Source organism: Dactylosporangium aurantiacum (genome assembly GCF_000716715.1).
GTDB classification, from domain to species: domain Bacteria; phylum Actinomycetota; class Actinomycetes; order Mycobacteriales; family Micromonosporaceae; genus Dactylosporangium; species Dactylosporangium aurantiacum.
This window is the reverse complement of sequence record NZ_JNYJ01000018.1, coordinates 1-17930: the sequence shown is the minus strand read 5'-3', so window position 1 is coordinate 17930 and position 17930 is coordinate 1. Positions and strand designations below refer to the sequence as shown.

Annotated in this window: 21 protein-coding genes and 2 pseudogenes; 10 read left to right on the top strand and 13 right to left on the bottom strand. The window is 69.0% G+C overall.

From position 1 onward, the window contains the following. Window positions 1-65: 65 nt before the first annotated feature. Window positions 66-1520 carry a sensor histidine kinase gene (locus OP18_RS20875; RefSeq protein WP_033360666.1) on the bottom strand — a complete coding sequence of 485 codons (1455 nt, stop codon included), beginning with the start codon at window positions 1518-1520 and terminating at the stop codon, window positions 66-68. A 485-nt stretch (window positions 1521-2005) separates the two neighbouring features. Then, a complete protein-coding gene (locus OP18_RS20870; protein ID WP_052387066.1) occupies window positions 2006-2407 on the bottom strand; it encodes a winged helix-turn-helix transcriptional regulator in 402 nt (133 codons plus the stop codon). A gap of 127 nt (window positions 2408-2534) precedes the next feature. Between OP18_RS20870 and OP18_RS20865 the strand changes: the two genes are divergently transcribed. Further along, window positions 2535-3389 carry an SDR family oxidoreductase gene (locus OP18_RS20865; protein ID WP_033360665.1) on the top strand — a complete coding sequence of 285 codons (855 nt, stop codon included), beginning with the start codon at window positions 2535-2537 and terminating at the stop codon, window positions 3387-3389. Between the two features lie 244 nt (window positions 3390-3633). Here OP18_RS20865 and OP18_RS52795 read toward each other — a convergent pair whose 3' ends face one another. From OP18_RS52795 to OP18_RS20845, 5 genes are all read right to left on the bottom strand, one after another. After that, window positions 3634-4506 carry a hypothetical protein gene (locus tag OP18_RS52795; RefSeq protein ID WP_156089666.1) on the bottom strand — a complete coding sequence of 291 codons (873 nt, stop codon included), beginning with the start codon at window positions 4504-4506 and terminating at the stop codon, window positions 3634-3636. A gap of 115 nt (window positions 4507-4621) precedes the next feature. Continuing rightward, on the bottom strand, window positions 4622-4954 hold the full coding sequence (locus OP18_RS20855; RefSeq protein ID WP_033360664.1) for a hypothetical protein: 333 nt from the start codon (window positions 4952-4954) through the stop codon (window positions 4622-4624). Window positions 4955-5589: 635 nt separating this feature from the next. Then, window positions 5590-5946 (bottom strand): hypothetical protein, encoded by a 357-nt coding sequence (locus OP18_RS57355; RefSeq protein WP_156089665.1) that lies wholly within the window; start codon window positions 5944-5946, stop codon window positions 5590-5592. A gap of 289 nt (window positions 5947-6235) precedes the next feature. Further along, window positions 6236-6799 (bottom strand): hypothetical protein, encoded by a 564-nt coding sequence (locus tag OP18_RS52790; protein ID WP_052387051.1) that lies wholly within the window; start codon window positions 6797-6799, stop codon window positions 6236-6238. A gap of 270 nt (window positions 6800-7069) precedes the next feature. After that, window positions 7070-7819 (bottom strand): hypothetical protein, encoded by a 750-nt coding sequence (locus tag OP18_RS20845; protein WP_156089664.1) that lies wholly within the window; start codon window positions 7817-7819, stop codon window positions 7070-7072. Window positions 7820-8214: 395 nt separating this feature from the next. Here OP18_RS20845 and OP18_RS57350 point away from each other — a divergent pair, with 395 nt between their 5' ends. Together OP18_RS57350 and OP18_RS20840 are read left to right on the top strand one after the other, a co-directional pair. Then, window positions 8215-8784, top strand: a complete 570-nt coding sequence (locus tag OP18_RS57350) for a hypothetical protein (protein WP_156089663.1) — start codon at window positions 8215-8217, stop codon at window positions 8782-8784. A gap of 188 nt (window positions 8785-8972) precedes the next feature. Beyond that, window positions 8973-9560, top strand: a complete 588-nt coding sequence (locus OP18_RS20840) for a hypothetical protein (RefSeq protein WP_156089662.1) — start codon at window positions 8973-8975, stop codon at window positions 9558-9560. A 219-nt stretch (window positions 9561-9779) separates the two neighbouring features. On the opposite strand, the gene OP18_RS20835 is transcribed toward OP18_RS20840, so the two are convergent. Beyond that, window positions 9780-10388, bottom strand: coding sequence for a TetR/AcrR family transcriptional regulator (locus OP18_RS20835; RefSeq protein ID WP_211273617.1), 609 nt, complete (start codon window positions 10386-10388; stop codon window positions 9780-9782). Between the two features lie 220 nt (window positions 10389-10608). Between OP18_RS20835 and OP18_RS20830 the strand changes: the two genes are divergently transcribed. The 4 genes from OP18_RS20830 to OP18_RS20815 all read left to right on the top strand — a co-directional run bounded on the left by OP18_RS20830 (window position 10609) and on the right by OP18_RS20815 (window position 12868). Further along, window positions 10609-10971 carry a VOC family protein gene (locus OP18_RS20830; protein WP_211273616.1) on the top strand — a complete coding sequence of 121 codons (363 nt, stop codon included), beginning with the start codon at window positions 10609-10611 and terminating at the stop codon, window positions 10969-10971. Between the two features lie 398 nt (window positions 10972-11369). Then, window positions 11370-11735, top strand: coding sequence for a hypothetical protein (locus OP18_RS52785; protein ID WP_052387050.1), 366 nt, complete (start codon window positions 11370-11372; stop codon window positions 11733-11735). Window positions 11736-11748: 13 nt separating this feature from the next. Beyond that, window positions 11749-12237 (top strand): MarR family winged helix-turn-helix transcriptional regulator, encoded by a 489-nt coding sequence (locus OP18_RS20820; RefSeq protein ID WP_052387049.1) that lies wholly within the window; start codon window positions 11749-11751, stop codon window positions 12235-12237. Window positions 12238-12268: 31 nt separating this feature from the next. Continuing rightward, the gene (locus tag OP18_RS20815) at window positions 12269-12868 is read left to right on the top strand and encodes a maleylpyruvate isomerase family mycothiol-dependent enzyme (protein ID WP_245635473.1); all 600 of its coding nucleotides are present in this window, start codon (window positions 12269-12271) and stop codon (window positions 12866-12868) included. 35 nt (window positions 12869-12903) lie between these two features. Here OP18_RS20815 and OP18_RS20810 read toward each other — a convergent pair whose 3' ends face one another. After that, a complete protein-coding gene (locus OP18_RS20810; RefSeq protein WP_033360660.1) occupies window positions 12904-13545 on the bottom strand; it encodes a TetR/AcrR family transcriptional regulator in 642 nt (213 codons plus the stop codon). 67 nt (window positions 13546-13612) lie between these two features. Here OP18_RS20810 and OP18_RS20805 point away from each other — a divergent pair, with 67 nt between their 5' ends. After that, the gene (locus tag OP18_RS20805; protein WP_052387048.1) at window positions 13613-14587 is read left to right on the top strand and encodes a glycoside hydrolase family 113 protein; all 975 of its coding nucleotides are present in this window, start codon (window positions 13613-13615) and stop codon (window positions 14585-14587) included. A gap of 85 nt (window positions 14588-14672) precedes the next feature. Here OP18_RS20805 and OP18_RS20800 read toward each other — a convergent pair whose 3' ends face one another. The 3 genes from OP18_RS20800 to OP18_RS20790 all read right to left on the bottom strand — a co-directional run bounded on the left by OP18_RS20800 (window position 14673) and on the right by OP18_RS20790 (window position 16488). Next, window positions 14673-15107 carry a LytR/AlgR family response regulator transcription factor gene (locus OP18_RS20800; protein ID WP_052387047.1) on the bottom strand — a complete coding sequence of 145 codons (435 nt, stop codon included), beginning with the start codon at window positions 15105-15107 and terminating at the stop codon, window positions 14673-14675. A gap of 188 nt (window positions 15108-15295) precedes the next feature. Next, on the bottom strand, window positions 15296-15553 hold the full coding sequence (locus tag OP18_RS20795) for a putative antibiotic biosynthesis monooxygenase (protein WP_033360658.1): 258 nt from the start codon (window positions 15551-15553) through the stop codon (window positions 15296-15298). Then, the gene (locus OP18_RS20790; RefSeq protein WP_033360657.1) at window positions 15550-16488 is read right to left on the bottom strand and encodes an NAD(P)/FAD-dependent oxidoreductase; all 939 of its coding nucleotides are present in this window, start codon (window positions 16486-16488) and stop codon (window positions 15550-15552) included. The genes OP18_RS20795 and OP18_RS20790 overlap by 4 nt, the downstream gene beginning before the upstream one ends. A gap of 77 nt (window positions 16489-16565) precedes the next feature. Between OP18_RS20790 and OP18_RS20785 the strand changes: the two genes are divergently transcribed. After that, a complete protein-coding gene (locus OP18_RS20785) occupies window positions 16566-17171 on the top strand; it encodes a helix-turn-helix domain-containing protein (RefSeq protein ID WP_033360656.1) in 606 nt (201 codons plus the stop codon). Window positions 17172-17219: 48 nt separating this feature from the next. On the opposite strand, the pseudogene OP18_RS60710 reads toward OP18_RS20785, so the two are convergent. Next, window positions 17220-17753: pseudogene (locus OP18_RS60710) on the bottom strand (IS6 family transposase); the annotation flags it as partial. Here OP18_RS60710 and OP18_RS59125 point away from each other — a divergent pair. Beyond that, window positions 17661-17930, top strand: a pseudogene (locus OP18_RS59125) (hypothetical protein); the annotation flags it as partial. The pseudogenes OP18_RS60710 and OP18_RS59125 overlap by 93 nt on opposite strands.

Genomic DNA, 17930 nt, shown 5'->3' with positions numbered 1-17930 from the left:
GCGGATGCGCTGACGCCGACCGCGGCCGCTGGCGCATCGGATAGATGCTGCGCCGCCCGCCGGCCTTACTGGCCTGATCGCTGCTCGGAGGTCGGGAGCAGCACGCGGAACGTGGTGGCCTGGCCCGGGTCGCTGTCGACCTCGACGGTTCCCGCGTGCGCGGTGACAATCGCTGCGACGATCGCCAAGCCCAGTCCGGTGCCGGTCTTCCCGCTGGTCCGGGTGCGGGCCGGGTCGGCGCGGTAGAACCGCTCGAAGACGTGCTGCGCCTCGTCGGGACCGAGCCCGGGCCCGGTGTCGGTCACCTCGACCACGGCCTGCCCAGGGCGGCGCGACAGCCGCACCGTCACGTCGGCGTCGACGCCTGTGTGGGTGAGGGCGTTGGCGACGAGGTTGGCGATGACCTGGCGCAGCCGTTGCTCGTCGCCGGTGACGACCAGCGGCGCCGGCGTGGCGACGTCCAGCGCGAGCGATCGGTGGCGCGCCACAGCGTGGAAGCCCTCCAGGACGTCGGAGGCGAGCCCCACCAGGTCGACCGGGTCCACGGCGAGCGGGCGCTGCTGGTCGAGGCGGGCCAACAGCAGCAGATCCTCGACGAGCACGGCCATCCGCCGGGCCTGGTCCTCGATGCGCCCCACCAGCCCGGCGGCCTCCTGCGGGTCCTGGACGACGCCGTGGCGGTACAGTTCGGCGAACCCACGAATGATGGTGAGCGGCGTGCGCAGCTCGTGCGAGGCGTCGGCGACGAACCGGCGCATCTTCTCCTCCGACGAGCGGGCGGTCGCCTCGGACGCCGATCGGGCCGCGAAGGCGTCCTCGATCTGCTCGATCATCAGGTTGAACGCCCGGCCCAGCCGGCCGACCTCGGTGCGCGGGTCGAGTTCGGGCGCCCGCCGGGACAGGTCGCCAGCCGCGATCACTGCCGTGGTCTGCTCGATCTGGGCGAGCGGCCGCAGGCTGGCCTGGACCAGCCAGACGGCCAGGACGGCCACCGTCGCGACGATGCTCAGCCCAACCAGCAGCACGAACCAGACCATCCGGCCGACGGTACCGTCCACATCGGACAGCTGGGCGCCGATGACGATGTGCTGGTCGCCCGGCGCGTTGACGGAGAGGACCCGCCACCGCATCGTGCCGTGCAGGCCGCGTACCGTGAACGGCCCGGTCCTGGACAGGTCGGCGCGCTTGAGGTCGGGCGGGTCCGCGGGCAGCCGGCGCGGCAACGAGCTGACCAGCCGGCGGTCGGTGTCCAGCGACTCGACGAGGAACAGGTCGGGGAACTTCAGGCTCTCTTCCTGGTCCTCCGGTACCGGGAGTCGCAGCTCGGTGTGCCCGGCGGCGAGCTGCTTGCGGGCCTGGTCGCCGAGGTCGGCGAGCTGGCGGTCGATGCGGCCGGTGAGCTCCTCGCGCAACGCGGTGACGGTGGCCGCGCCCACGACCGTCACGGCGCTGGTGACCAGCCCGAGCACCGCCACGACGAGCTTGACGCTCAGCGGCGTCCGGCCGAGCACGTCGGCCATACCCGGCCACGGCGGGACCCGGCGGCCGATCCCGGGCGTTGCCAGCGATACCAAACGCATCCAACATGGTGCGACCGGCAACCTTGAGCCCGGCTGCGAACCAACAGGGGATCTGCTGGGACCCCAGGGCCACGGTACCGGTCACCTGGGCGCCGCCTGACCAGCCGACCGGCGTGCGGCGCCCGGGGCCGGACCTCGGCCGCAGCAGCAGCAACTGGTTCGACGGGCTCTGGCAGGGGCTGGGTCGCCATGGCCGGCGGCGCTGCAGGGCAGCGCATCGCGCCGCGCCGACGAACGGCACCGGGGCGCTGCTGAACAGACCGCGGCTCCTGATTGGCAAATCCTCCGGCCCCTGCCCGCGGCGCCGATCGGGGAAGCATGACCTACAGAGGGCTCCGCGCCCCGTTCCGGCACCGACCGATCTCGGCGTCTTCGCCGGTGTCGTTGCAGATCCCGCGAAAGTCACTCAGCGAGAAGCGGACCCTCTATCGCTTCCCGGCGCGCTCGTCGTACTCCTCACGAGCTTCGAGAACTTCCCTGATGTGCTGCACCGACCAGTCCGTGAGCGCCTTCAGGGGGCCTCGCAGGGTCTCGCCGAGCGGTGTCAGCTCGTACTCCACGCGGATCGGCGTCTCCGGGTACACCGTCCGGAGCAGCAGGCCGTCGCGCTCCAGCGTACGCAGCGTCTGGGCGAGCATCTTCTCGCTGATCCCTGAAAGCCGCTGCCGCAGCTGCGTGAAACGGCACGCCCCATGCCGGCCGAGCTCCCCCAGCACGAGCACCGCCCACTTGCTGCCGATCTGGTCGAGCACGTCACGCGACGGACAGCCACGCACGTAGGGGTCCCACGAGGATGTGTGCTCGTTCACGTCCCGGTACGTCGTCACCGACCCCACCTCGATCCTTACGTCGAGGTGATCACCTTACCCGCAAGTGCGTCCTTACCAAAGGAGAGCGAGCAGGTCATCGTGGTGGCAGCGCTGCGGATGCTCCGCGGCGGAAGGGGCCATCACCATGTCGATCGTTGTTACCGCCGCCTCTGGACAGCTGGGCCGGCACACCGTCGAAGCGCTTCTGAACCGCGGTGTCCCAGCTTCGCGGATCGTCGCGACCAGCCGTGACGTCACGAAGATCAAGGACCTCGCCGACCGCGGTGTCACGGTCCGCCGGGCCGACTTCGCCGAGCCGGCCAGCCTCGCGGCGGCCTTCGAGGGCGCGGAGAAACTTCTGCTGGTCTCCACCACGACTCCGAGCGAGCGTGTCGCCAACCACCGGCGCGCCATCGACGCCGCCGTCGCGGCGAGCATCTCCCTGGTCGCGTACACGAGCATGCTTCACGCGGACACGTCCACGGCAAGCCTCGCCCCGACCCACAGTGCCACGGAGGAGTACCTACGCGACCGCCTGCCCAGCGTATTGCTGCGCAACGGCTGGTACCTGGAGAACTACACTTCCCAGCTTCCCCGGGTGATGCAGGGCGGAGCCCTGATCGGGGCCGCCGGCCGGGGAAGGATCAGCGCCGCGACGCGCGCCGACTACGCCGACGCCGCCGCGGTCGTGCTGTCCACCGACGGCCACACCGGCGAGGTGTACGAACTGGGCGGGGACCACGCCTTCACACTGGCCGAGCTGGCCACGGCCATCTCGGTCGTCACCGGCCAGCGCATCCGGTACACCGACCTCCCGGCCGACACGTTCACCCGGGCGCTGCTCGACGCCGGCGTACCCCCGGAACTGGCGAACGTTCTCGTCAGCGCCGACCTGGCCATGAGCCGTGACGAGATGTTCACCGACTCCGGCGACCTGCGGCGTCTGATCGGACGCCCGACCACAACCCCCGCCGAGGCGATCACCGACGCACTGCGCTGACCGGCAGACCCGCCGCCGTCCGGTGCCCTGGCCGTCACGACGCCCGCATGGCCGGAAGGTCGGACAGCCGCGTCTCGCAGTGACGCGCTCTTCTCGGCAACACCCGAAGCGTCGGCATCGCCGGGACGCGTCACTCGCTGTGACGGCGAAGGTGCCAGCGCCGCGCGAGACCTGCGGCAGATGTGCGTGTCGTTGAGCTGTGGCGTTCGCACGTCGGCGCGCCGTGGATTTCCACGGTCGGCAATCAGTCCGCGGGACTGCCGGGGCCGAACATGTCCTCGAGCACCGCCGCGTACTCGGCGTCGGTCGCGCCGCGCCACACACCGGTCGTCGGGTCCTGGACCAGCCACGGCTGGTGCAGGGTGCCCTCCGCCCACTTCAAGAACCAATCAACGACTGTCATGTGCTGCGGGAACGCGCATGGCATGCCGCCCGGGTCCGGATTCGGGTCGCGGCCCCATACCTGGCCGTCGGCGAGGTCCAGTTCGCTGCTGATGCCGCAGCCCCAGTAGCACAGGATGAGGAACCTGCCCTTGCGTCCCTCCCGCGCGTCGGTACTGCCTGAACGGTGCAGGTCGCGGAGGCTGAGGAGACCGTAACCAGGGCCGAAACCGCCGTTGCCGACCTCCAGGTAGAGCCGGCGTAGCAGCGACGGCAGCGGCTGTCCGATCAGTTCCTCCGCCTCCGAGACTGCGGCGGGCGGCGCCGGTCGCAGCGGCGCCGGCGGGCCAGCTGCCAGACCGTCGAAATACGGGCCGGCGGCGATCCGTCGGACCACCGCCTCGAAGGCGAGATCCTCCCGTGACGACACGCCTCGCAGCGTATCCGCACGGCGCAGCACCACCAGAGATCCTCGGTCATCGGCAGGACAAGAAGGCACGGCCTCGCCGTGCTGCTCACCCGTTGTGACGTGCACGGGCCAGCCGCCGCACACCAACGGCGGTGCCATGAGCGTGCATCTGATCAGTGTTTGCCAAGGCGTGGGGTCGGCAGGGGCCCGGCAGAGTCGTTGAGTGATGCCGAGCAGGTCCAGTAGTCGGTGGGCGTGGTGGCGGTCGGCGGCGGTCACCCAGTTCGTCACGATCATGCAGATCGACTGGACCTCGATCGAAGCCATGCTCTGAACCGCCATGGCCGGCTCAGGGCCAGGCCCAGAACGAACATCGCCGCAACAACGATGCCGAAATTGATCGCCTGTCTGAAGCCCTCGGGCTCGTGGTCGAGCGGATAGATCAGCCGGGAAAGTCCGATGTCCCGGGTGCGCAGCGTCTCCCCGGCCTGCGCGCCCTTCGGTAGCCCCCGACCAACTCCTGGCGGCTGTGGACGACGGCACCGTCATCGCTGACGAAATCGCCGTACCAACGGCACCGCTGCTCTGGTGGCTTGAACCGGTCACACCCCTTGAACTCGGTGAGCGTGAAAGTCCCGGTCCGGCCACCGTCATACGGCGTCTGCCATGCCAGGACGAACGACGCCATCAGGACGAGCGTGCCCATCACACCCAACACCAGGAAGCAGATGCCGATGAAGGGGCAAAGGGCCGGGGACCGGTACCAGAGTTTCATCCCACCTTCTCATTTTCAGGGGCAGGAGCCTCACTATCAGGGCAGGAGCCGACGGAGAATTCGCCAGGTTTGACGAGCGGTTCCGCGGTCGCGGCGGCATCGGTCCGGAACTGGCCGGACAAGGCACTGGTGGCGCTCAACGTTCTGCGAAACCACACGCACCGCGATCCACACGGCTTCGTGCTGGTCTGCAGGCGGGAATTGGGCCACGGTCTGGCACCACAGCTACGTGACCGGTTGTGGGCGCTGCACGTCGAGGACTACAGGGACGACCAGACGTAGAGCTGCCGCCCTTCGACGGAGGCCGACCGCGCCAGATCCGCGAGGTCGAGCAGCCGCTGGACCTCTCACACCTCCAGCATTCAGCCCTTGCAATCCACGTGAGGCCAGCCACCGCCGCCCGGGCCGCCGTCGAGATCCATCGCTGCCACCTCCTGCCGAGTCGCCGCGAAGTAATGCGTCCAGATGCCCACGCCGCGCAACCTACGCGTGGCGTGTATAGGCGCTCATCGGCCAGACATGGCCTACGAAGCGTGACGGTCGTCCCCGCGCGACCAGCTGCATGAGCGCGCACCTATAAGTGCAAAGGACAGGCGCCGGTGACCTTCGGCGGATCAGTTGAGGGTCTGGGCGACTCACGGGGACGGCTGTTCGTTGTCAGTCAATGGGCGCTGCAGCAGCCATGCATGCCATCCACCAGCCTGGCTCACCAGCCGCCATCCCAACCGGGTGAACTCGTCCAGCAGACGGGTCAGGTGTATCGCCTGAAATGGGTCGGTGTTTGCCGCCAAGGGCTTGCGCCATTCGCCGGGAGGACCGGTCATGCTCGGCAGCCAACGTTCCCCCTCTGCGGTGATGATCCGGGCCGGGGAGATCTGCCGAACCTCAGCGCTGCCGCCCGGGGGCGTCTGCCGCTTCCACTGGCCATCTGGCCACCGACTCTCCGAGGTCGTTGGATCAACGACCACAATTACGTGCTCATATGCGGTCATGGCGCGAGTCTGGTGCCGCCGTCGCCAACTGTCGATCGTCACGAAGACAAAACGCACAGACGGACGGCTGCGTCGGACCACCGGTACGGCGCAGTGCAGACACGATTCCGACCATCGCCGACACGGCACCGACTCAACGGCGCTCGCGTGTGCCCCGACTCACCAGCGCAGTGGGAGCACCTTCCATAACGACAGCCGCTCGGCAGACCCTACCAACGTTCTCGGGCCGCCACCGTCGACTTACGGCCGCCAGCAGGCGTTGCGCGCTCGCAGCGGCAGAAGCGGATACTCAGGCGGTCGGACGAAGCCGCCCCACTTGCTCCAGAATCGGGTTCGGCTGAGGTGCGTACAGGGTGATGAACCCGTCGTCCTCGACGTCGAGGATGCACAGGTAGGCGCCGACGTGCCGGGCCAGGTCGATGAAGAAGCCACGCACCGACGGTGATACGACGAAGAGCCGGCTCATGGAGGTCGTCGCAGCCGTGAAGCTCACGCTGACGCAGCCCGGCAGCAGGTTCGGGCGGTCCCACGTGGTCAGGTAGATGATGCCGATCGACACTTGCGATCCGTGCACCGCCTCTGCGGGCTGGTATGCCAACAGGTACTCGTCGGCCGGGAACCGGATGCTCGTGTTGAGCTGGAGGCCGGGCGGGCTTGCCATGATCGTCTGGCCGGACGTGAACAACGTCGCGTCGGAAGGGCTCGTGAACGGCATGGTCAGCGTGTCGCCGTCGTCAAACACGACAATTGTGTGCTCGTCGCCGTACGGCTCCGCCTGAGCCGCCACCGTCTTGAGCAAGGGATGTAGGGCGGCGCGTGCGACGTAGAGATCGAAGCTGTAATCGAGCCCCACAAGTTGACCCTCCCTCCGGCGACCGTCGACCGGTCTGCCCACCGGGGCGCCATCGTAACGGTCCCGTTCAGGACAGCGCATGTGGCATTTAGATCGTCACCATCCCCCGGCATAGCGCGTAAAGATATGACCCTTCGAGCAGCAAGGTTACGTGCACGCCTATTGGCACGTCCGCTAACTGGGTGGCCCAGATTTCCATGACGTTCGGTAGCGAGCTCATCGCGGCAAATCAGTGCGCTCACGACTTCCGTGTCGTCTGCGGCGCCAGCCTCAAATGGCGGCAGCAATGCTGTTTGCGGCGGCAGTGAGCATGTACCACAGCAGCGCGCTCAGTGCGCCGCTCGAGACGGCCGCGGTAAGGAGCGTGGGCCATGCGTTCCAGAGACGGTGCGCTGGGGCCAGCCAGGCCAGAACGGCGAGCGGAAGGACGATCTTGACCAGTTCCGAGACCACAACGCCTCGGACGAAGTCAGCCTGGTCCGGGTCCGGCACCGGCAGCGATTGCCAGAGTGGTGCCGCCACCACGGCGTGCCAACTCTCACCGGACAGAAGTCCACAGGCGACCCCAGCGGCCAGCGCTGCGCACGGCACTTCGCCGACTCGTACGACATGGCCGAGCAGCCCGAGCATCGGTCCCGCAACGAGAGAACCGACCAGCCACACCGCGGTCATGACAGCAATCGAACGCAGGCCGTGCAAGTCGGCCGACGTGCCGTCCTCCAGGATGGCCCCGCTCCATCGGCGGCTGACCACCAGCACCAGCACGTAGTAGAGCAGCGTCGCCAACACCAACAGCCCGGCGGCACCCGCCGCGGCCCGTCGGGCACCAGCAGCTGAACGGCCAGCCAGGAAAGCCGCCAAGCCCCAGGCGAAGCCACTGCCGGTAAGCGCGATCATGACCTGTCCCACAACGCCATCGACAGAATCGGCAGCGAACGCGAGTAGCCCCAGTGCAACCGCGCCAGTTGCGACGACCGCCGCATACGTGCGACCGAACCCTGCAACAGCAACGTCGGTCACACCCCAACCTCCTCGCACGGGCGCCGGCCACACCAAGATCTCATAGGATTGTCCCAGTCCTTCCGGCGTGTCTACGAAGGCCGCCGCATGTCATCCGCTTCTCGGTATATCAAGCAGTTCAGCGCACAGACGAGCGCCGGACGCGCAGCACGCGGCGTGACGGACCTTCGGAGCGTAACGATCACCGCTACGCGGCCGCGCACGGTCGGCGGCAGAACAGTGCATCGCGAGCCTACCCGATTCAGGCCCGCGGCAGGGCGAAGCCCGGAGGTCTTATCCATGTTCGGTCAGCGGCGCCGGTAGATGTAAAGGCTATGCGCAGGGCGTTGGAAAGTTCCGTGATGGTTATGCGCCGGTCGGCTGCAACGTTGACCACTTGTCGCTATTATCGTCGCATGCCAGTGAGGCGGGTAGCGGCGATGCGGGTCCTTTTGTTCGTATACATCGGTATTGCTACCGTAGGGGCTATAGCGTTCAGATCACTGCCGCAGCAGGATTCAACCATTCCCTACGAAAATGCCGGAAAGTCTCTGCCGGTTCTGGAGGCGCTGACTCACGAGCACGTCACCTTCCTGAGGATCCAGGACTGGTGCCGGGCATATTCGGACAACCAGGAGCAGAGGGCAACTGAACTCACCAGTACCTGCACACTAGCGAAGGCGTGCTCGACATCGACGGCCGGGTGCGGCAGCTACAAACTGTTCGACAATGCATCGGAAACGCGTTTTGCCGAGCTGCGAAGCAAGTTGAAAGGCCTCCCGTACGATGTTCATTGGATTAAAATCGAGTACGGACCCGATGGCGCCCTGCGCACAGCCGAACTGGCGATCAACACCGCCGACCAGTTCCGACGAGATGCGCTCATCTACAATCCTGGTTACGTGCTTCCCGAGGACATCCCAGGCGAAGTAGTAAATCATCGAATCGATTCGGACTGGTACTATAGATGGGAAGACTGGAATTAGTTGGGGCGCATTTCAGGCGTAGGCTCGGCATGTCCGGCGGCCTAATTCGAACACACTCTTTTCGGTAGAACAGGAAGCCTTCGCCTCGCCGTGCGGGTCACCCGCTGTGACCCGCACGGGCTGGTCGCCGCGCACCAACGGCCATGAGCGGACACCGTCCCGTTACCGCTGGGCGCACAATAGCCGTCATGACGCGAGTGCGATCAAGCCGTCAGCGTCGGAGATGGACCTGGCGCTGGTTCGCGGTCCTGGGATTCCTGTTCGCCTTCACAGTGATCGGCATCGCAGTCCTTCGGCCGCTGTTCCGATCATTGGTCATCGCCAGCGTCTGCGAACTCTCGTGTCGTCCGGCTTCCATGGCGGCGTTCGGTTGGGCGACCTGGGGATCATTGCCCACGCTGTGCGTGCTGTTGCTGACGCGGCCACCGACGGGCCGACTTGCGCGGCGAGTCATCCAGAGTGGCACTGCGGTCGCTGTCATCCTCGGGTTGATCTTCTATCCGGCTGACAGCGACTGGCAGTACGACCAACTTCTCGACGGTGATCGACAGATGCGCGCGTTCGCCGTCGGCGCATTTGCCGCCCTGTGCGCCATGCTGGTTACCGTGGGTAGCGTCTTCGTGGCCATGGTGGTTGGCGAACGCATGACGGCACGCCGGCGCAGACAGCGAGCCTCGGCAAGAGCGGTCAGCACTGGCGATCTGGCCGTGGCGTTGATCGGCACCGCCGTTCTCAGCGAACTCGCCGCTCTGGCGATTGCACTGTCGCTTGCGTGAAGCCATCAAGGATCGCAGCGCAAGCGACGCCGGCCAGCGGTTCAGATCGGCGGCGGCACCCGCTCATTTGCTGTGTGCGCCTGATCAAGAGCGAGTCGCGGCAGATCCGTGCATCCGTCTTGACGTGTTGCAAGACTTGAGGCGGTGAACGCAGAAGACCTCGGCGCTCAAGCGGGGGCGAGCCGGCACCCGCCCTCGGCACTCCCCGGCCCCGTGACCTCAGGGGCCAGGATCGGCGGGACGGCGAGTCTCGGCGGTTACCGGGCGCAGTCCGTCAATCATGAACGCCAGCAGACGGTCGCCCTGCTCGGCAGGGACCTGCTCGCGGACCCAGGCAGCCGCGTTGACGAGCGCGAACATGTCCGCGGCGCTGGCCTCGGCCCGCACGAGACCCGCCGAGCGCGCTCGATCGAGCAGCCGCTCGCCGGCGGCGGTCATCTGCTGGCACGCCCGGTGCAGCGGAGAACTCTCGTCCTTCAGGGAGCTCAGCAGTGAGCTGGCCAGCCCTCGATAGGCGGACATGTGCGCCGCGGTCGCGCCGGCCCACCGGGCGAGGGCCTCGCCGGGCGACGGGTGCGTGAGCAACTCCTCGGCAGTGGCAACGAGCCGGTCGATGCTCTCGTGCAGCATCGCTTCGAGCAGCGCCTGCCGGGTCGGAAAGTGCCCGTACAGCGTGCCGATCGACACTCCGGCTCGGCGCGCGACCTCCTCCAGCGATGCCTCCGTACCCCGTTCCCGGAAGGCGACCTCCGCCTCCGCGAGCACCCGTTCGTAGTTGCGGCGGGCGTCGGCACGCATCCGGCGTTGGGGCATGTTCGCGGCGCTCACCGTACCTCCTTGCTCAGTCGAGGCACCCTCGATATATTTCGAGGCAGCCTCAGCTTAGCTGACCACGAGGGGACTCCCATATCGGCCATGGTCACCACGATTGGTCCCCTGTGGCCGCCCGTGTGACCGGTGTTGAGCGGAGCCGGGCCACGACAGCGCGGTTGGATCACTACCTGCGGCCACTTCGTGGCCCGCGAACCTGGACGAGAAGGAGTGGAGGATGCCGATCGCCACGGTGCGAGGCGTGACCATGGACTGCGCCGATCCCCGGGCTCTGGCCCGGTTCTACCAAGAGCTGACAGGCATGGAACTCAGCTACGACGCCGACGAGTTCGTCGCCCTGACCGCTGGCTCAGGCCGCGACCTGGGCTTCCAGAGAGTCCACGGATACCGGTCCCCGCAGTGGCCAGATCAGGAGGTGCCACAACAGTTCCACCTGGACCTCCAAGTGGAGGACCTCGACGCCGCGGAGAAGCTGGCGCTGGAACTCGGGGCGGTCAGGCCCGACCATCAGCCGGGCGGCAACCGGTGGCGGGTGCTACTGGACCCAGCCGGTCATCCGTTCTGCCTGATCGCCGGCTGACTACCGCAGTCCGCCGCGGACCGCAGCGTACGGGTCCAGGTGGAGCGTGCGGCTGGCTGCGTCGGAGGCGCCGATCGTCTCGGCGACCCGGAGCGCCACCACGATGACCACGAACGCGCCAACATGATGGCCACTGGTGAACACAGCTCGGATGCACTGAAATCGGCAGATCAGTGAGCAGCGGTCGTTGCCCCTGCCCGCGCACCGCATACGGAGAGTCATACCAGCCATGCCGGCGGGTGCCCTTGCTCGGTGCCGCGCCGCGCAGTCCGACCGCATGGCCGGGCCTAGCGGGCGCCGGGGCCGGAAGCGAGCGAGGTCGCCTGCTCAACGCCTTCGGTGTCAACGCACCGCGTTCGGCAGGGCGCTCGCGCGGGTCACGATCCGATCGACTCCGGGTGCACCGCAGGGTCAGGTCTGCGGGGTCGTTTCGTGACGGTCCGCTGCGCAACGCGCTCAATCCCGAGGCGGCGGTCTTCATCGTCGGGCTCCTGCCGCAGTTCCTTCCGGCCCATACCGCCGTCGTGCCCATGCTGTCGCTGATCGCCGCAGTCGTCACGACCGTCTGGTTCCTCACCGTGGTGGACCTGGCCGCCGCGGGTCATCCCACGACCTCGGCCGCGCTGATCGACGGCATGCTCGACGCGTCCGAGGTCGTGCTGTGCGGCAGCTGCGCGATCATGCTCAGCCGGGCGCGCCGGCCCGTCACCTCCCCGGCTACCTGGCGGGCCACATCGCGATCGTTCCACCCTAGGTTCATATGACATCATTGTTGTCATGTTGCAGGATCGGGGTGCCCGGCTGTACGAGGTCCTTGCGCAGATCCGGCCGCTCGTGCTCAACTCCGCCCGGGCGGTCGAGGCGTCGCTGAAACCGCTGAACCTGACGGTAGGGATGCGCGCCGTCCTCGAGACGCTCGCCGATCACGGCCCGACCACGGTCCCTTCCCTCGGCGCACGGCTGGACCTCGCCCGGCAGGGCGTGCAGCGGCACGTCAACGACCTGCTCGACCGCGGGTATGTCGAGAGCCGCGTCAACCCGGGGCATCGCCGTTCTGTGCTGATCGCGCTCACGAACAGCGGGGCCGACGTGATCCGCCGCATCGCCGAGGACGAGCGGCGGCACCTGTCCCAGATGGCTCAGGACTGCACCGACCAGGACGTCGCCGCGGCCGTGAAGGTGCTGCGGTCGCTGAACCATGACGTACGCCAACGAGCACGGCATCTGCACGACGAGGCAGGAGACATCGATGACCAGCGACCGTGACATCTACGCTCGGACGAGCCGCAATCGGCTGATGATCGCCGATGTCCTGCAAGCGCTGGACGGCGCCCGATGGGACGCGCCGACGCTGTGCACCGGATGGACCGTGCGGCACGTGGCGGCGCACCTCATCCAGCCCATGGTCGTCACGTTCGCGCGGTTCTTCCTCACCGCCCTGCGGCACCGCGGCGACACCGACGCCACCGTCGACCACCTCACCCGCCGGCTGGCCCGCACGCCTCCGCCGCAACTGCTCACCCTGCTGCGCCAGCACGCCCCGGACCAGGTGAGCCCGTTCAGGGTCGGCCCGATGGGACCCTTCGCGGAGACCTGCGTCCACCTGCGGGACGTCGCCAGGCCACTGGGACTGACCGCCGACGTGCCGGCCGAGGACTGGCGCACGCTGCTGGACTACTTCACCTCCCCCGCGGTCGCCCCCGCGCTCATCCCGGCCGGCCGGCTCGCCGGGCTCACCCTCACAGCCACCGACACGGACTGGTCGGCCGGCCACGGCCCGGAGATCCGCGGTCCCGTCGAAGCCCTCGCCATGGCCGCCGCCGGACGGACCGCCGCCGTGGCCGACCTGCGAGGAGCGGGACTCCGCACCCTCGAGAGCCGCCTCCGCATCCACTGAGCCACCACCGGTCACGCGGCGAGTCGCCGGAGATGTCACAGGCGGGCGGCGATACCGTCCAGGACGACCTCCAGTCCGGCGGCGACGGTGTCGGCCGGGGCGAGCTCGGCGAAGGCGCGGGCCAGGGTGGGGAACGGCCCGTCGGTGACGGCGGTGGCCAGGTACCGCTCGACGCCGGGATGGTGCGGCTGGCCGGCCTCCTGGGCCAGCGCGCCGGTGACGTAGCCGATGAAGGCGGTGCAGGCCGCGGCGGCCGTCGCCGGGTCGGCCGCCCGATCGTAGAGGGCCGACCAGACGCGCTCGACCAGCCGCAGGCCGTTGGGCCCGTAGGGCGGCCGGTTGGCCAGCAGCGTGACGAGCCAGGGATGCTCGGCGGCGACGGTGCGCAGGCCTTGTGCCACCGCTCGTAGCGCCGGCCGCCAGCCCGTGCGTGGTCCGGGTAGCTCGATCTGCTGGTACGCCCAGTCGGCCATCAGGTCGAGCAGGTCGTCCTTGGTTTCCAGGTACGTGTAGAGCCGCATGGGCAGCACGTCGAGCCCGGCGGCGACCCGGCGCAGGGTGACCGCTTCCAGCCCTTCGGCGTCCGCGAGCGCTGTGGCGGCCGCGACGATCCGCTCGCGGTCCAGCGAAACGCTGCGGCGGCGGTCGGGCACCGGCCGCTCCCACACCAGACTCATGCGATACAGTGTATAGCAATGGTACAGCGTATCGTTTTCGGGGAGGGGTAGCGTGCGAGTTCGGGGCATGAACTACGACGTCGGCGCCGAGATGCTGGCGGGCCGGATGTCCCGGCCGGACTTCGACGAGGCGACCGTCCGCGGCGAACTGGCCGCGATCGCCGGCGAGCTGCACTGCGACGCCGTGCGGATCAGCGGGCAGGACCACGACCGGCTGCGGACGGCCACCCGGATCGCCCACGAGCTGGGCCTGACCGTCTACCTTTCGCCGTTGCGGGGCGACCTGCGGCAGGCGCAGGCACTCGACCATGTCGCCCGCGGTGCGGAGCTGGCCGAGCAGCTGCGCGCCGGCGGCGACACCGTCCTCGTCATCGGGCTGGAGGCGACGCTGTTCCAGCACGGCTTCCTGCCGGGCGAGACGACCGCCGATCGGATCCGCGTCGCCTCCCGCCCGGTGCGGATGATCCTCGGCATGCTGCGCACCGGCGATCCGCACCAGCGGCTCAACGCATACCTCGGCACGGCGGTGGCGCTGGCACGCGAGCGCTTCGGCGGTCTCGTCACCTACGCCAGCGGCTCCTGGGAACGGGTCGACTGGACACCCTTCGACATCGTCGGCGTCAACCTCTACCGGGACCGCAAGAACCACGCGCGCTACCGCGACACGCTGCGCGCCTACGCGGCACACGGCAAGCCGCTGGTCATCACCGAGTTCGGCTGCTGCACCTACCGGGGCGCCGCCGACCGCGGAGGCATGGGCTGGGCTGCCGTGAACCGCGACACCAGCCCGCCACGCCTGGCCGACGGGATCGTCCGCGACGAGCGGGCGCAGGCCACCGAACTGCGTGAGCTGCTGGACATGTACCGCGAGGAGCCGGTCACCGGCGCGTTCGTGTTCACCTGGGCGAACTACAGCTACCCGTGGGACGAGGTCGCCCAGCGCAACCTGGACACCGCCGGATACGGCGTGGTCGCCGTTGACCGCGACGGCCGGTGGCGGCCAAAGGAGGCATACACGATGCTCGCCTCAGCGAACGTCTAGTCCTGCGACGGCGCCCGTATCGGACCTCGCCGCCGGGGCGCTCCTCGTCCCGGCGGTGCCGCAACGGCCGCGGAAGGCGGCTGGCTTACACCTCGGCGCCGACGAGCGTCCGTTGACGGCCGTGGCGCATCAGGGCCTGGATAGCACTGGACGACAGCGACGCTTTGCCGAGGAAGCCGACCGCGGGACTGGCGGCGATGAGCTCCTCGAAGTCCTCCCCGCTGTGGCTGGAGATCAGGATGACCGCCGGGGCATCGCTGACGTTGCTGAGCCGCTCAGCCAGATCGAAGCCGCACTCCCCACCGAGGAACAGGTCCACCAGGACGAACGCAGGGTGCAACTGCTCGGTTCGCCGCAGAGCGTCGGCGGAGTTCGACGCCACACCCAGGACCTCGACGCCCTCGTGCTGGAGCAGGTCTCGAGCGGAGCTGAGGAACGGGGCGTTGTCGTCGACGATCAGGCACCGCAGCGCCGCATGCTCAGGACGTGCGTCGGGCGAAGTCTGCCTGGCGGCGCGCATTGGACTCATCTCCAAAGGCTCATTGCCGGCATCAGTGGTATCTCTACCGTCGCCCGGTGTCACACCTCGGCTCCAGCGCCGAAAGTCCCGGGAATTCCGGCGAAAGTCCCGAAGCATGCGGCGAATCCGGCCCGCAGCAGGTCGGCGGACGCTGCTGATCGCGACCGCCGTCGGGCTGCGGCAGGGCGTCAGCTCGCCGCGCGGCGGGTGAGGAGGCGGGCGCGGATGCGGTGCAGGCGGGGCATCAGGCCGTAGATGACGATCGGGACCGCGATCGTGGCCAGGACGAACGTGCGGGTGACCGGACCGAGGTCGCTCAGCCAGGGTCCGAGGGCGAGGTTGAGGACGGTGAGGGTCGGGAAGACGGCGACCCAGATCATGAGGGCCAGCTGGTGTTTGGTCGGCGGCCCCGCGGGGGCCGGGTTCGCCGGTGGGAGGTTGGTCATGCCAGGACTCCTTTGGGTGCGTGGAGGCGGTCGACCGCGTGGCGGGTGTCCTCGGCGGTCAGGTCGTTGTTCATGGCGATGGCGGCGGCGGAGCCTTCACCGGCCGCGGTGATGACGGTGGCGCGCGGGTTGACGGCGTTGCCGGCGGCCCAGAGGCCGGCGACGCTGGTCCGGCCGCCGGCGTCCACGGCGACCCACCCGTCGGCGGTGACGGCGCAGCCCGCGGCGGTGAGCAGGGTGTCGTTGGCGACGAACCGGGGCCGGACGAACACCGCGTCCAACGGCACGAGGTCGCCGGATGCCAGGCGTACGCCGGTCAGCCGGTCCTCCTCGACGACGAGCTGCGTGACCGGTTGTTCGACGACAGCGATGCCACGGGCCCGGAACCGCGCACGCTCCAACTGGTCCAGCGCGGCACCGCCGGTGAAGAACGTGAGGTGGGCCGACCACTGGCGGATGAGGTGCGCGTGCGTGACCGCCTCGGGACTGCCGCCGAGGACGCCGAGCCGGCGGTCGCGGACCTCGTAGCCGTGGCAGTACGGGCAGTGCAGCAGGTCGCGGCCCCACCGCTCGCGGGCGCCGGCGACGTCGGGGATCTCGTCGCGCAGGCCGGTGGTGACCAGGACGCGGCGGGCGCGCAGGCGCCGACCGTCGGCGAGGCGCACGTCGAACGACGGGACGTCGCCGGACAGTCCGGTGACCGTCCCGGCGATCAGCTCGCCGCCGTACCCCTCGACCTCCCGGCGGCCGGCGGCCAGCAGCTCGCCCGGCGGGCGGCCGTCGGATCCCAGGAAGCCGTGCATGTGGGCCGCGGGGGCGTTGCGCGGCGCGCCGGCGTCGACGACGGCGACCCGTCGCCGCGCCCGGGCCAGGACGAGGGCTGCGGACAGGCCGGCGGCGCCACCGCCGATGATGATCACGTCGAATCCGTTCATGTGGGTACTGTCGCCCGCCCGGCGACCTGCCTACAACGCTTGTTGCCATTTCCGGGAAACGGCGCTGGAATGAGGGCATGGTGCCGTCCTCGATCGCGGAGACCCTCGACCTCGTCGGGGTGCGGCTGCGCCGGATCCGCGAGCAGCGCGGCCTGACGCTGACCGTGGCGGCCGAGCATGCCGGCATGTCGAAGAGCACCCTGTCACGCCTGGAGAACGGGCAGCGCCGCCCGAGCCTGGAGCTGCTGCTGCCGCTGGCCCAGGTGTACCGGGTACCGCTGGACGACCTGGTCGGCGCGCCCGAGGTCGGCGACCCGCGCATCCGGATCAAGCCCCGGCAGGTCAACGGGCGCACGGTCCTACCGCTGACCCGGCCGGGCGGGGTCCAGGCGTGGAAGATCCTCATCCCGGCGGCGCAGTCCACGCCCAGCCCGCGCACGCACGACGGCTTCGAATGGCTCTACGTGCTGTCCGGCCGGATGCGCCTCGTGCTGGGCGATCGTGACCTGATCCTCGATGTCGGCGAGGCGGCCGAGTTCGACACCCGGGTGCCGCACTGGTTCGGCAGCACCGGCGACGGGCCGGCGGAGGTGCTGAGCATCTTCGGCCGCCCCGGCGAGCGGATGCTGGTGCGAGCCGACGCGGAGCGACCGGAGCCGCACCGTGACCCACACGCCGACTGACCCGCCGGGCCGGCAAGACCACGGCCGTGAGGCGCTGTTGCCCACGCGTCCGGCGATGATCGTCTGCGCAGTTTGGTCGGTGCGCAGCCCGCGCATAGGTCTGAGCCGGTGCTTGAGCTGACTGTGGTCGGCTTCAACCCTGTTGTTGGCATGACGTTCGACGTGGTGCCACGCTGACGGGACCACCTCGTCGAGCATCGCCGGATACACCGGCGCCGCGTCGGTGACGACCTCGGTGGGTCGCACCTTCAACGTCGCCATCGCCCGGCGGAAGCACCGGCGCGCTGCCGCGGCGTCGTGGTGGGCGGAGACGAGCACGTCGATAACCTCCCCGTGTTGGTCGACGGCGCTGTACATGTACCGCCAGATACCGTTGACCTTGACGAAGGTCTCGTCGGTGAACCACCTGTCGCCAGGCGCACGCCGGCAGAACCGTGCCGTGTCGGCCAACAGCGACGTGAACCGCTGGGCCCATCGGAAGACCGTGACGTGGTCGACCTCGACACCCCGCTCGACGAGGAGTTCCTCGACGCTGCGGTAGGCCAGGTTGTAGCGCAGGTACAGCCGGACCGCGACCACGATGACATCCGGCGGGAACCGGAACCCGGCGAACGCCGACCGGTGCGGCGAGATCAGCTGGCGGCTTGGAGACTGCAGTACATGACCGAAGCGTTCGGCACCGTCCAGGCCGACAACCCGCTGACCGCCGTGCACCGCATCCTGGAACAGATCCTCGCGGCATCGGACGACCTCGCCGGC

Excerpts from the sequence above, each read along its gene's own strand:
- OP18_RS20815 (WP_245635473.1), top strand. The coding sequence starts at position 12,269 with ATGATCGCCGATGTCCTGCAAGCGCTGGACGGCGCCCGATGGGACGCG.
- OP18_RS20785 (WP_033360656.1), top strand. The coding sequence starts at position 16,566 with ATGGTGCCGTCCTCGATCGCGGAGACCCTCGACCTCGTCGGGGTGCGG.
- OP18_RS20865 (WP_033360665.1), top strand. The coding sequence starts at position 2,535 with ATGTCGATCGTTGTTACCGCCGCCTCTGGACAGCTGGGCCGGCACACC.
- OP18_RS20790 (WP_033360657.1), bottom strand. The coding sequence starts at position 16,488 with ATGAACGGATTCGACGTGATCATCATCGGCGGTGGCGCCGCCGGCCTG.
- OP18_RS20810 (WP_033360660.1), bottom strand. The coding sequence starts at position 13,545 with ATGAGTCTGGTGTGGGAGCGGCCGGTGCCCGACCGCCGCCGCAGCGTT.
- OP18_RS20840 (WP_156089662.1), top strand. The coding sequence starts at position 8,973 with ATGACGCGAGTGCGATCAAGCCGTCAGCGTCGGAGATGGACCTGGCGC.
- OP18_RS20855 (WP_033360664.1), bottom strand. The coding sequence starts at position 4,954 with ATGAAACTCTGGTACCGGTCCCCGGCCCTTTGCCCCTTCATCGGCATC.
- OP18_RS57355 (WP_156089665.1), bottom strand. The coding sequence starts at position 5,946 with ATGACCGCATATGAGCACGTAATTGTGGTCGTTGATCCAACGACCTCG.
- OP18_RS20830 (WP_211273616.1), top strand. The coding sequence starts at position 10,609 with ATGCCGATCGCCACGGTGCGAGGCGTGACCATGGACTGCGCCGATCCC.
- OP18_RS20805 (WP_052387048.1), top strand. The coding sequence starts at position 13,613 with ATGAACTACGACGTCGGCGCCGAGATGCTGGCGGGCCGGATGTCCCGG.
- OP18_RS20820 (WP_052387049.1), top strand. The coding sequence starts at position 11,749 with ATGTTGCAGGATCGGGGTGCCCGGCTGTACGAGGTCCTTGCGCAGATC.
- OP18_RS20795 (WP_033360658.1), bottom strand. The coding sequence starts at position 15,553 with ATGACCAACCTCCCACCGGCGAACCCGGCCCCCGCGGGGCCGCCGACC.
- OP18_RS20875 (WP_033360666.1), bottom strand. The coding sequence starts at position 1,520 with ATGGCCGACGTGCTCGGCCGGACGCCGCTGAGCGTCAAGCTCGTCGTG.
- OP18_RS52795 (WP_156089666.1), bottom strand. The coding sequence starts at position 4,506 with ATGGCTTCGATCGAGGTCCAGTCGATCTGCATGATCGTGACGAACTGG.
- OP18_RS57350 (WP_156089663.1), top strand. The coding sequence starts at position 8,215 with ATGCCAGTGAGGCGGGTAGCGGCGATGCGGGTCCTTTTGTTCGTATAC.
- OP18_RS20800 (WP_052387047.1), bottom strand. The coding sequence starts at position 15,107 with ATGCGCGCCGCCAGGCAGACTTCGCCCGACGCACGTCCTGAGCATGCG.